Below are 12310 nucleotides of genomic sequence, written 5' to 3' on the forward strand. Positions count from 1 at the left end.
AGCCGGGGCTTCGAACAGGCTGCGTACGCGGAAGATCCGCGTGTGCATGCGACCGTAGGTGCCGTCACTCCCCGTGGCAAGACCATCGCGCATGTCCCGCGCTCGCGGCAGATTAGACAGGAATCCTTGCAAGGCTTCCTGTCTTTCTTTAGGGTGGCCGCATGACAGCCACCACGCTCGACCCCACGACCGCCCTCGTCCTCGTCGACCTCCAGAAGGGCATCGTCGCCCTGCCCACCACCGACCCCGCCCCCACGGCCGCCGCCGTCGTCGCGCGCGCCGCGCGCCTCGCCGCCGCCTTCCGCGAGCGCGGGCTGCCGGTCGTCCTCGTGCGGGTCGTCGGCGCCGCGCCCGGCCGCTCCGAGGCCCCGCTGCGCCCCGGCCGGCCCCCGGCCGACTTCGCCGAGCTCGTGCCCGGGATCGGCCGCCAGGAGACCGACATCGTCGTCACCAAGCACACCTGGGGCGCCTTCCACGCCACCGACCTGGACCTCCAGCTGCGCCGCAGGGGCGTCACCCAGGTCGTGCTCGCGGGCATCGCCACGGGCGCGGGCGTCGAGTCCACCGCCCGCGCGGCCCACGAGCACGGCTACCACGTGACCGTCGCGACGGACGCCGTCACCGACCCGGACCCCGAGGTGCACCGCTTCTCCGTGACGAAGGTCCTCCCGCGCCTGGCCGAGACGGACACCACGGACAACATCCTCGCGCTGCTGGGCGGTTGACCGCGAGCCGCCGCCAGCGCGTCACCCCACGTGCGCGGCGTACAGCACCAGCGCGGCGGCGATGAGGGCGTACCCCGCCAGACCGATCCAGGCACCGCGGTGGTGGATCCGCTCGGCCCGCACCGGATCGCCGCCCCGGACCGTCCAGCGCCAGGACAGCACGGTGGCCACCACCGCCAGCAGGACGTAGACGAGCGTCAGCAGGTGCAGCGCGTCGATGAGCGTCAGCCCGACCGTGCTCGTGACGACCTGACTGACCTGCTGGAGATTCAGCATCACCACGAAGAGACCGCCGCCCAGCAGCGCCAGCCTGCTCTGCATCGAATCCAGCCGCTCGGCCATGCCCAGCTCCTTGCCGTGCGTGGGCAGCAGGAACGCGGCGGTCGCGAGCAGCACCATGAGGTAGAGCGGCCCGGTCAGCCGCCAGAAGGCCGTGGGGTCGTCGCGCAGCAGATCCATCTCGACGACCAGCCTGCTGCGGGTGCTGCCCTGGCCCCGGGGAAGCGTGGCGTCCCCGAAGTTCGTGGGGAAGTGCTGCTCCACGGAGGTCAGATGGAGGCCGGTGAGCTTCCATCCGTCGGGGGCGATCCCCTCGTTCGCGCCCGAGTCCGCGTTGTCGGGGGTGAAACGGAACTTGTCGATCGTCTTGCGGGACGTGATGTTGATCGTGATCCGGTGCCGGTCGAAGGGGAAGGCGCGCAGGTCCCAGTCCTGCCGGAAGACGCCCTGGATCCGCACCAGGTCCCGGAACATGCCGCCCTCCTCCGTCACCGCGGGATCGCTCTTCTCGGCGTTGGTGGAGTTGGTGAACGCCACATCGGGCAGCGGGTCCAGCTCGCGCTTGGGACAGACGCTCCACACCGTCAGCCGCGCCGAGAAGGCGTTCTTGGAGGGATCGAGATCGTAGAGATCGCTGAGATAGGCGCCGACCCGGCAGGTCGGGGCCGCCTCCGCCGAAGTCGCTTTCGCTGTGGCCGCTTTCGCCCAAGTCGTGCTCTCCGGGGCCGCGTCCGCGGTGCCGGCTGCCGACAGCCACACCGCGAACGCGCCGATCAGTACCGCCAGGACCCGTGTCAACCGCCGTCGTCCACTCATGACATCAGTGATCGTGGCCCGGCGGCGGCCGCCCCAATCCAGCGCGGGAAGGCACGGCCCCCGCGCGCGGAGGGGTCGTCAGCGCACCGGCGGCTTCCCCTCGGGCCTCACCACCAGCGCCGAGCCGCCCCCGCGCCGGGTCTTCTCGGCCGCGGCCAGCCAGCGCCCGTCGGGCAGCCGCTGGACGCCGGTGGCGGCGCCGATCTCCGGATTGAGCTTGAACACATGGCCCTTGGCCTCCAGCCGGCCCCGCAGCGGGCTGTCCCACAGCCCCGGCTCCAGCTCGGTCGCCGCCGCGTTGCGCTGGCTGGCGCGGGGTGCGGCGATGGCGTCACCGAGCGGCATGCCGCGGTCCACGTGGTTGAGGAGCGTCTGGAGCACGGTCGTGATGATGGTGGCGCCGCCGGGCGAACCGAGGGCGAAGGCGGGCCTGCCGTGCTCCAGGACGATCGTGGGCGACAGGGACGAGCGCGGGCGCTTGCCCGGACCGGGCAGGTTGGGGTCGTGGACGCCGGGGCTGACGGGGACGAAGGAGAAGTCGGTCAGCTCGTTGTTCAGCAGGAAGCCGCGTCCCGGCACGGTGATGCCGCTGCCGCCCGTCTGCTCCAGCGTCAGGGTGTAGGCGACGACGTTGCCCCACTTGTCGGCGACCGTCAGATGGGAGGTGTTCTCCCCCTCGTACGGTGTGGGGGCGGCCCGGCCGCCCGTCGCGCAGGCCCGGCCCGGGCGGCGCGGGTCGCCGGGCGCCAGGGGGCTGGTCAGCACGGCGCCGTCCTTGATCAGGCAGGCGCGCGAGTCGGCGAAGCGCTGGGAGAGCAGGCCCTGGACGGGCACCGACTCGAAGGCGGGGTCGCCGACCCAGCGGTTGCGGTCGGCGAAGGCGATCCGGCTCGCCTCGATGTAGCGGTGGAGGTACGTCTGCTGGTCGAGCCGCTTCAGCTCGGAGTTCTCCAGGATGTTGAGGGCCTCGCCGACCGTCGTCCCGCCGGAGGAGGAGGGGGCGATGCTGTAGACGTCCAGGCCCCGGTAGGAGACGCGGGTGGGCTCCTGCTTGCGCGCGCCGTACGCGCGGAGGTCCCGCTCCGTCAGGTCGCCGGGCCGCGCGACGCGTCCGGAGGCCGGGTCGACGGGCGGCTTGCGCACGGTCCGCACCAGGTCGCGCCCCAGCGCGCCCCGGTAGAGGGCGGCCACGCCCTGATCGGCCAGCAGGCCGTAGGTGCGGGCGAGGTCGGGGTTGCGCAGCGTCGAGCCGACGGCCGGGGGCTTGCCGCCGGGCAGGAAGATCTTGGCGGTGGCGGGGAAGTCCTTGAAGCGGTCGTAGTTGTCGGCGGTCTGCTTGCGGAACGTCTCGTCGACGGTGAAACCGTCCCGGGCCAGCCGCCGGGCGGGGTCGAGGACCTGCCCGAGGCTCCGGCTGCCCCAGGAGCGCAGGGCCGTGTCCCAGGTGGCGGGGGTGCCGGGGGTGCCGACGCTCAGGCCACTGGTGACGGCGTCGGCGAAGGGCAGCGGGTGGCCCTTCTCCAGGAACAGGTCCTTGGTCGCGCTGAGCGGGGCGCGCTCGCGGCCGTCGATGGTGCGGACCTGGCGGGACTTGGCGTCGTAGTAGACGAAGTAGCCACCTCCGCCGATGCCGGCGGAGTAGGGCTCGGTGACGCCGAGGGCGGCGGCCGTGGCCACCGCCGCGTCGACGGCGTTGCCGCCCTTGCGCAGCACCTCGACGCCGGCGGCGGAGGCGTCGGCGTCGACGCTGGCCACGGCGCCGCCGTAGCCGACGGCGACGGGGGTCTTGGCGGGTGTGCGGGATGCCTCGCCGGCGGGGGCCGGGGATGCGGCGGACGCGGTGGGTGCCGCCAGGGCCCCGGCGACGAGCGCGGCGGTGGCGACCAGAACGGGCAGGACGGTCAGGCTCCGGCGGGGGTTCGGTCTGGCGAGGGCCATATGTGCCTCCGTGACGGACGAACGGGCCCCGGAGCCTACTCGCGGAGCGCGGCCGCCGACAGGGCACTTGGCCTGTCAGCACCGCTGACCGGAGCGGGAGCCGCCCCGGAGCGGGGCTGGCTCCCGCCCGGAGCGGGCGCGGCCCGGGCAGGCGGACACGGCCCGGACCAGGGCCTGTCCGGCGGATCTTCGTCAGGCGGCACCACGGTGCCCCGTAAGGGGCGCGGGGAACTGCGCGACAAGCCACGACGCGCCCGCGGATGGAGTGCCGTGCGTCGACTGCGGGCCGCCGGTGGCCGATCGCGCAGTTCCCCGCGCCCCTTACGGGGCGCCGCATGATCCGCCGGCCGCAAAGGCGCTAGCCGCGTACGGCCCCGTAGACGGCATCCGCCATGGCCGCCTCGCCCTTGGCGTTGGGGTGGAAGGGCGCGGCCGGGCTCTCGGGGGTGGCGCCCTCGATCCAGCGGTCCGCCGCCGGGACGCACACGTCGTGGCCGACGGTCGGGCCGTAGGTGTCGACGTAGCGGACGTGCGCCGCGCGCGCCTGCTGCTGGAGCATCGTGTTCAGGCGCTTCTCGGTGTCCCGCAGATAGGGCGCGTCACCGGCGGCGATCGGCACGGACGGGAAGCAGCTCGTGCCGTTGTCCGGCATGATCGACGGGTAGCCGACGAGGGCGACCTTGGCGTAGGGGGCGCGCTCGTGAACGGCCTTCAGCACCTTGGCGATCTTCGGCGCGGCGTCGTTGATCCGCTGGGCGAGCAGGTCGGAGCCGTCGGCGGCGGTGTACTGCTTCTTGCAGGGGGCGCCGGCGGGGTCGGTCGGGGACAGGGCGGCGCAGCTGCCGATGATGGTGCCGAAGCCGATGTCGTTGCCGCCGATGCCGACCGTCACGAGGCGGGTCTGCTTGCCGAGGGCGTCCAGCTGGGGCCCGGCCGCCCCCGCCTGGGTGTTCCACATGTCGTCGGTCGTCGCACCGCTGCAGCTGACGTCCCGGAAGGACGTCTGGCCCAGCTTGGCGGCGGTCAGCGCGGGGTAGTTGACGCTGGAGCGCGCGCAGTCCCCGCCGGTCTGCTCGGGGATGCCGGGGCCCGAGGTGTACGAGTCACCGAGCGCGACGTAGCGCGCGCCGCCGGCCTGGGCGGCCGTGGTGGCCGCCGCCGCGGGGCCGGCCGCCCCGGCCGTCAGGACCGAGGCCGCGCCGAGCGCCGCGAGCGCCTTTCCGTACCGCGCGCCTCGTTCTCGCACCTGTGCCACGAGTACTCCAAAAAGGGTGTGAAGGGGCCGATTTCCTACTGACCAACCAGTCAGTAACTGATCAGTGCGAGCAAGATTCCCGATCCGGTTACCGTCTGTCAATCCGACGAGACGCGTCCGTCCTCCAGGAAGTGGACGGTGTCGGCGTACGCGGCGACGACGTGCGGTTCGTGGCTGACCAGGGCGAGGGCCAGCCCGCGCTCGGCCCTGAGCCGGGCGAGCAGATCCATGACCGCGACGGCCGTGGCGGGGTCCAGGGCGGAGGTGACCTCGTCGCAGAGGAGCACGTCGGGGCGCGCGGCCAGGGCGCGCGCGATGGACGCGCGCTGGCGCTGCCCGCCGGAGAGCTCGTGGGGGTGGCGCCGCGCGAACTCGGGCGGCAGGCCGACGTCCCGCAGGAGCTCGGCCACGCGCTCGGCGGTGTCCTTCCGGGGGACGATCCGGTGCAGCCGCAGCGGGCGGGCGAGCGACGCGCCGATGGTCCGGGCGGGGTTGAGGGCGCCGAGCGGGTTCTGCGGCACGAGCTGGATCCGGCGGCGCTGGTCGCGCCCCCGCGCGCGGACGCCGGTGGGCAGGGGCGCGCCGTCGAGGGTGAGCTCCCCGGCGTCGGCGGGCCGCAGGCCCGCGAGGACGCGCAGCAGGGTGGTCTTGCCGGATCCGGAGGGGCCGACGATGGCGGCGGCGGTGCCGGGTGCGACAGCGAAATCCACGCTGTCGAGGGCGTGTCGGTGCGGGGTTGCGCTGTCGCGCGCGGCGAAGGTCACCCGGATGCCCCGAGCCGCGAGCCCGCGCCCGGGCGCCGATGGGGGCGCATGCGCAGGCGTATGCGCGGGCGCGGGCGGGGCGGTGAGGGTGTCCGTGCCGAGGTCGACGACGTCGTCGGCGCAGCGCGCGACGAGTTCGGGGTCGTGGCAGGCGAGGGCGACGGCGATGCGGCGGTGGGTGGCGACGTGCCGCAGGAGGTCGGCGATCTCGTCGCGGAGCGCGGGGTCGAGCCCGGCGGTGGGTTCGTCCAGGAGCAGGACGTCGGGGGTGCGGGCGAGGGCACGGGCGAGGGCGACGCGGCGCTGCTGGCCGCCGGAGAGGGCGGTGGGACGGCGGTCGGGCAGCCCGTCGTCGAGGGGCAGCCGGCATTCCGCCAGCAGTCCCCTCACGTCGGCGGGGCGCGCGCCGGTGGCGAGCTCGGCGACGAGGTCGCGAACCCGCATCCGGGGGTTGAGCCCGGAGCCGGGGTCCTGACCGACGAACGCGAGGCGATGGCGCCGCAGTTCGCGCAGCCGTGCGGGCGGCAGGGCGAACACGTCCTCCCCGAGGACGCGCACGTCCCCGCGCGCCACGCGCGCCCCCGGCGGCAGGTCGCCGAGGACGGCCCGGAGCAGGGTCGTCTTACCGGACCCGGAAGGCCCGGTCAGCACGGTGATCCGCCCCCGGCGCAAGGTGAGCCCGGCGGAAGCCAGCAACAAGGGGCCGCCGGGAACGCCGACTTCGAGCCCGGTGACGGTGACGAGCGGGGCTTCGCCGCCGTCCGTACCCGGCCCGCCGGGATCCGGCCCCTGTGAGTGCATCGTCATCGCGCCGCCACCTTCCCGCCGCGTCGCGGGGCAAGGGCCTCCGTGGCGAGGCTCGTGGCCGTCGCCACCGCCGCGATCGCGATCGCCGGGGCGAGCGTGGCCCACGGGTTGAGGAGGATCCCCGGCGCGTTCTCGCGGATCATCAGGGCCCAGTCGGCCTCCGGTGGTTGTGGGCCGAGCTGGAGGAAGCCGGCCATGGAGATGACGTAGACCGCTTCGACGAAGCGCAGGCCGAACAGGGCCAGGATCGTGGCCCGCAGGTTGGGCAGGATCTCGTGGAGCGCGACGCGCCACAGGCGTTCGCCGCTCGCGACGGACGCCTCGACGAATCCCGCGCCGGCCAGCGGCGCGGCCGCCGCGGCGACGACCCGCACGGCGTAGGGAGTGCCCAGTACGACGGCGGCGGTCGTGACGGCCAGGCGCCGGCCGCCGGGCCAGGCGAGGGCGAGGAGCATGAGGCCGAGGACCGGGGGCACGAGGATGACCAGGTCGGCGGCGCGTTCGACGACCGCGCCCAGGCGGGGGCCGAGCACCGCGAGGCAGCCCAGCACGGCGGCGAGGAGGGTGACGGTCACGGCCACGGCCAGCGCGCCGGCGATGAGGGCGTCGCCGCCGTGGAGGAGCCGGCTCAGGACGTCCCGGCCCAGTTGGTCGCCGCCGAGGGCCGCGCCGTCGCCGGGCCGGGCGTAGGGGGCGGTGACGGGGGTGTCCAGGGGGTGCGGGGCCAGGAGTGGGCCGCTCAGGGCCAGGAGGGCCAGGGCGGCGGCGGGCAGGGCGCGGAGTCCGGGGGCGCTCATGGGCGGGCTCCTACGGTGCGGGCGCGGACGAGGTCGGCGAGGAGGAGCACGCCGGTGATGACGGCGGCGGCGCAGGCGACGACCCCGGCGATGACGGGCGTGTCGCGGTCGGCGACGGCTCCGGCCAGGACGGTGCCGATGCCCGGGTAGTTGAAGAGGGTCTCGACGACGACGGCCCCGCCGAGCAGCATGCCGGTGGACGTGGCGAAGCCGGTGGCGACGGCGGGCAGGGCGCCGGGCAGCGCGTGGCGCAGCAGCACCCGGTGAGCGGGCAGCCCGTCGAGGACGGCGGCCTCGACGTGGGGGGTGGCGGCCTGGTCGGCGAGGGCCGCGCGGACGACGCGGGTGTTCCAGCCGGTCTGGGGCAGGGTGAGGGCGAGGACGGGCATGACGAGCATCGTCCAGTCGGCGGGTCCGCCGTCCGCGCCGGTGAGGGTGGCGGCGGGGAGCCAGCCCGTCCACAGCGAGAACACGAGCAGCAGGCCGACGGAGACGACGAATTCGGGGAGGGCGAAGGCGACGGTGGCGGTGACGTCGACGATCCGGTCGACGGGGCCGCCGGGCCGGGCGGCGGCCAGGCAGCCGAGGGTCAGCGACAGCAGGACCGTGAGGACGAGCGCGGTGCCGCCCAGCAGGAGGGTGTTGGGGAAGGGCGCGGACAGCAGGTCGGTGACGTGCTGTCCGCGCGCGGAGGTGCCGAGGTCGCCGGTGGGCAGGGCGGTGATCCAGTCCCGGAAGCGTTCGGGGAGGGGCCGGTCCAGGCCGAGCAGGTGCCGTCGTGCGGCGAGCCCGGCGGCGGTCTCGCCGCGGTCGGAGGTGGCCGAGGCGGCGTCGCCCGGCAGCAGTTCGGTCGCGGCGAAGACGGCGGCGAGGAGGGCGACGAGCAGGAGGAGCCGACGGCCCAGAAGGACCGCCACCCGGGGTATGCCGGAGGTCACCGGGCGAGCCAGGCGTTCTCGAGCTGGACGCGCCCGTAGCCCGGAAGCGTGGGCAGGCCGCGTACCTTCGCGGCGGCCAGGTCGATGCCGTCGGCCATGCCCCACAGCAGGTAGCCGGAGCGGTCGTGCTCGATCCGCTGGAGCTCGCGCAGCTTCCGCCCGCGCTCGGCCGCGTCCTTGGTGGCGAGGACCTCGCGGTAGGCGGCGTCGAAGTCCTTGTCGGAGAAGTTCGCCTCGTTCTGTCCGGCGCCGGTGACGAGGGTCTTGGAGGCGAAGAAGACGACGGAGTCGTTGGTGCCCCAGTAGTTGGTGTAGAAGTCGCCCTTGAGCCAGGTCCGGTCGTAGAAGGTGCCGGACTCCTGCTTGACGACCTCGACCCTGATCCCGGCCTCGCGGGCCTGGGCGGCGAAGAGGGTGGCGGACTCGGCGAGGCCGGCGACGTCCTCGGTGGTGACGAGCTCGTAGGTCCTGCCGAGGTCGAAGTCCGCCTCCTTCAGCAGCCGTTTCGCCTTGTCCAGGTCGCGGGCACGCTGGGGGAGGTCCTTGGCGTAGGCGGGGTCGGCGGTGCCGAGGACGTCGTTGGCGACGGTGCCGTAGCCGGAGAGCGTCTGTTCGACCATGGCCGGGCGGTCCACGACGAGCTTGAACGCCTCGCGGACCCGGGGGTCGGCGAAGGGGCTGCCCTCGGAGGTGCGCATGACGAGGGGCAGGGCCATGTCGTCGGGGCGTCGGACGACCTGGATGTCCTTGCGGGCGGCGGCCGTGCGGCCGGCGACGGCTCCGGCGTTGGAGGCGAGGTCGATCTGGCCCGCCAGCACGGCGTTGGCCATGGCCTGGGGGCTCTCGAACATGGTCACTTCGATGGCGTCGAGGAGGACCGTGCCGCCGTGCCAGTGCTCGTTGCGCACGAGGCGGGCGTTGCCGTTGCGGTACCAGTCGAGGACGAACGGGCCGGTGCCGGGCGCCTTGGCCAGGTCTTTGCCGGCGGTGTCCTTCTTCAGGACGAAGGTGGAGAGCCGGGTGAGCAGGGGGAGTTCGGCGTTGGCGTAGTCGGAGACGAGGACGACGGTGTCCTTGCCGTCGGCCGTGATGTTCCCCGCCTGGATGCCGGGCAGCCGGGCGGCGCCGGCGGGGGTGCCCCGCAGTCTGCGCAGGGACCAGACGACGTCGTCGGCGGTGACGGGGGTGCCGTCGTGGAAGGCGGCGCCCTTGGCGAGGGTGAAGCGCCATGTCCGCAGATCGTCGGACGGGGTCCAGGAGGCGGCGAGGCGGCCGACCGTGTTGCTCTTCGCGCCGGGGGCGGTGAGCGTGTCGTACACGAGGGCGATGACGAGATAGTCGCTCTCGTTGCCCTGATTTCCGTGCGGGTCGCGGGTGATGGCGGACGCCCGGCCCAGCGCGCCGACGCGCAGGGTGCCGCCGGGGCGCGGCTGGTTTCCGGCGCCGGTGGAGGCCGTACCGCCGCCGTCCTGGCAGGCGGTGAGCAGTGCGGCCGAGCCCAGGGCCGCTCCGGCCAGCAGCATCTGGCGCCTGGTGAAGTCCACGTCGTCCTCGATCCGGCAGATGGGGGGTCAGTTCCGAGCTACTTAGGTTTGCCTACCCTAACCAAACCTGCCACCGCAAACCCGGCTGGTCGATGCATGGATTTCGGCCAGGGCGCCAACCCCCTTGATTCCAGGGCCCATCACCCGGAAGGCGGACCAAACGGATAACCTGCGAGTTAGGTTTGCCTTACCTAACTTCTAACGGTACGTTCTGGCCAGTCCCCGACGCCACGGGCCGGCGGCCCCCACCCTCCGCCGCTCCCCTCCCCTGCCCGCAGCGCTCCGCCGCGCCATGCCCACCAGGCCCGCGTCGCCCCTTCGGACTCACACACCCCGCTACGGAACGGAAGATCGCGCCATGAGCACGGGAACCGCACCCGCACCCGGCCCTGCCCCCGCCCCCGTCCGTCTGCTCGACGACGCCTCGGCCGACGAACTGCACCGCGCCGCCGACGAGATCCTCACCGCCTTCGGCACCTCCGCCACCTCCCCCGCCCTCCTGCGGCGCGTCCGGGAGTCCGCCGCCGCCCTCGGCCCCGCGATCCGGCACCAGTGCCGGCCCGTGGACACCGACGCCGGCTTGTTCGTCCTGCGCGGCCTGCGCGTGGACGACGCCCGGATCGGTGACACGCCGGAGAGCTGGCGCACCGCCGGCGACGCCGGCGCCCACCACGACATCGCCCTGCTCCTGCTGGCCACCGTCATGGGCGACCCCATCGCCTGGGAGGGCCAGCAGGAGGGCCGCTTCGTCCACAACATCGTCCCGGCCCCCGGGCACGAGCGGGAGCAGACCGGGGCCAGCAGCAGCGTGCTCCTCAGCCCGCACACCGAGGACGCCTTCCACCCCGGCCGGGCGCATCTGCTGATGCTCACCTGCATGCGCAACCACGACGCCATCGCCACCACCGCGGCCAGCGTCCGCCGGACGCGCCTGGACGACGCCACCGTCGAGGAGCTCACCCGGCCGGTGCTGCCGATCCTGCCCGACGACGCCTACGCCGAGGCCCAGGGCTTCGCCGGGGAGCCACCGCGCGTCCCCGCCCTGTGGCGCGCCCCGGACGGCCTCACCCTGCGCTTCGACCCGGCCTACACCCCGCTGGCCGAGGCCACCCCCGAGTACCGGGCCGCCTACCGGCGGCTGGAGGACGAACTCGCCCGCGTCTCCGTGGCCGTGAGCCTCTCCCCCGGCGATGTGCTCGTCGTCGACAACGACCTCGTCGTCCACGGCCGGGTGCCCTTCACCGCCCGCTACGACGGGACCGACCGCTGGCTCAAGCGCGCCTCGGTCCGCGTTCCCGGCCGCCGCACCCGCCCGGCCGCCGAGGCCGACGAGCACGGCTACGGACAGGCCGCGATCGAAGCGCACGCCGCCGAGACCCCCGCCGCCTGACCAGGCCCCACCCGGAACCGAAAGGAACCGCCCATGACGGACCCCGCCCCGGCCCACGACTCCGCCCGAATACGCGACGACAGGACCCTGACCGTCCTGTCCACCAGCGACGTGTCGGGCATCGACATCACCCCCGCCGACGTCCTCGCCACCGTGGAGAACGCCTACCGCACCCTCGCCGCCGGCCGCTCCGACAACCCGCGCAAGCTCACCGTCAAGCCCGGCGACGGCCACGCCGTCGCCTACGCGATGCTCGGCCGCGACGGCTCCCGCGACGTCGTCGCCGTCAAGACCTCCTACAAGCACGGCCTCCACGGCCCCCGCGACGCGCAGCACTACTACACCGCCCTCACCCTCTACGACGACGTCACCGGGCTGCCCCTGGCGATGATGGACTGCGGCCGCGTCGGCGCCCTGCGCACCCCCGCCGTCTCCGCGCTGCTGGCCCGCGAGTGCGCGCCGCCCGGGGCGCGTACCGCGCTGGTGATCGGCACCGGCACCCAGGGCCGGCTGGCCCTGCCGTTCCTGCTGACGGCACTGCCGGGCCTGGAGCGGCTGATGCTCCACGGCACCCACCCCGACGGCATCACCGCCGTGCGCCGCCAGTTGCGCGCGTACTTCCCCGGCCGGGACGTGGAGATCGTCACCGACCTGCGGGAGGCCGCCGGGGCCGCCGACGTCGTCGTCGCCACCGCGGGCCCCCACACCCCCGCCGCCGTGGAGGCGTCCTGGCTGCGGCCCGGCGCCCTGACCGTCCTCGTCGGCCACGGCCTGGCCCCCTCCACCCTCCACGAGGCCGACCGCGTGGTGGCCACCAGCGAGGCCCAGATGCGCGTCACCGGCACCGACATGGGCGACGCCGACGGCGAACTCCCGGCCGTCGACGCCGAGTTCCCGGCCGTCCTCGCCGGGGACGTCCCCGGGCGCACCGCGCCCGACCAGCGGATCTTCGCCTACAACAGCGGCCTCGTCGTCACCGACATCGCGCTCGGCCACCGGTTCGCCCAACTCGCCCTCACCCAGGGCCTGGGAACGCGGGTGCCGCTGTGGCAGTGAC

10 protein-coding genes are annotated in these 12310 nt (G+C 74.3%); 3 read left to right on the plus strand and 7 right to left on the minus strand.

Annotation, left to right across the window (positions count from 1 at the left end):
• Positions 1-161 precede the first annotated feature (161 nt).
• A complete protein-coding gene (locus tag IE096_RS04560) occupies positions 162-725 on the plus strand; it encodes an isochorismatase family protein (RefSeq protein ID WP_189448587.1) in 564 nt (187 codons plus the stop codon).
• Positions 726-746: 21 nt separating this feature from the next.
• Here the strand turns inward: IE096_RS04560 and IE096_RS04565 are convergent, their stop codons facing one another.
• The 7 genes from IE096_RS04565 to IE096_RS04595 form a co-directional block, all read right to left on the minus strand.
• The gene (locus tag IE096_RS04565; protein ID WP_189448589.1) at positions 747-1820 is read right to left on the minus strand and encodes a ligand-gated ion channel; all 1074 of its coding nucleotides are present in this window, start codon (positions 1818-1820) and stop codon (positions 747-749) included.
• 78 nt (positions 1821-1898) lie between these two features.
• The gene (gene ggt / locus IE096_RS04570; RefSeq protein ID WP_189448591.1) at positions 1899-3758 is read right to left on the minus strand and encodes a gamma-glutamyltransferase; all 1860 of its coding nucleotides are present in this window, start codon (positions 3756-3758) and stop codon (positions 1899-1901) included.
• A gap of 358 nt (positions 3759-4116) precedes the next feature.
• Positions 4117-5013, minus strand: a complete 897-nt coding sequence (locus IE096_RS04575) for an SGNH/GDSL hydrolase family protein (RefSeq protein ID WP_189448592.1) — start codon at positions 5011-5013, stop codon at positions 4117-4119.
• 98 nt (positions 5014-5111) lie between these two features.
• Positions 5112-6584, minus strand: coding sequence for an ABC transporter ATP-binding protein (locus IE096_RS04580; RefSeq protein ID WP_308430314.1), 1473 nt, complete (start codon positions 6582-6584; stop codon positions 5112-5114).
• Positions 6581-7381 (minus strand): ABC transporter permease, encoded by an 801-nt coding sequence (locus tag IE096_RS04585; RefSeq protein ID WP_189448594.1) that lies wholly within the window; start codon positions 7379-7381, stop codon positions 6581-6583. The genes IE096_RS04580 and IE096_RS04585 overlap by 4 nt, the downstream gene beginning before the upstream one ends.
• Positions 7378-8319 carry an ABC transporter permease gene (locus IE096_RS04590; protein WP_229819907.1) on the minus strand — a complete coding sequence of 314 codons (942 nt, stop codon included), beginning with the start codon at positions 8317-8319 and terminating at the stop codon, positions 7378-7380. The genes IE096_RS04585 and IE096_RS04590 overlap by 4 nt, the downstream gene beginning before the upstream one ends.
• Positions 8316-9842 (minus strand): ABC transporter substrate-binding protein, encoded by a 1527-nt coding sequence (locus IE096_RS04595; RefSeq protein ID WP_189449595.1) that lies wholly within the window; start codon positions 9840-9842, stop codon positions 8316-8318. Before IE096_RS04595 ends, IE096_RS04590 begins: the two co-directional genes overlap by 4 nt.
• 379 nt (positions 9843-10221) lie before the next feature.
• Here IE096_RS04595 and IE096_RS04600 point away from each other — a divergent pair, with 379 nt between their 5' ends.
• The gene (locus IE096_RS04600) at positions 10222-11253 is read left to right on the plus strand and encodes a TauD/TfdA family dioxygenase (protein ID WP_189448596.1); all 1032 of its coding nucleotides are present in this window, start codon (positions 10222-10224) and stop codon (positions 11251-11253) included.
• A 33-nt stretch (positions 11254-11286) separates the two neighbouring features.
• Entirely contained in the window at positions 11287-12309 is a 1023-nt protein-coding gene (locus IE096_RS04605) for an ornithine cyclodeaminase family protein (protein WP_189448598.1), read from the plus strand.
• The last annotated feature ends 1 nt before the right edge of the window (position 12310 follow it).

The organism is Streptomyces abikoensis (assembly GCF_014648775.1).
In the GTDB taxonomy this organism is placed as follows: Bacteria; Actinomycetota; Actinomycetes; order Streptomycetales; family Streptomycetaceae; genus Streptomyces; species Streptomyces abikoensis.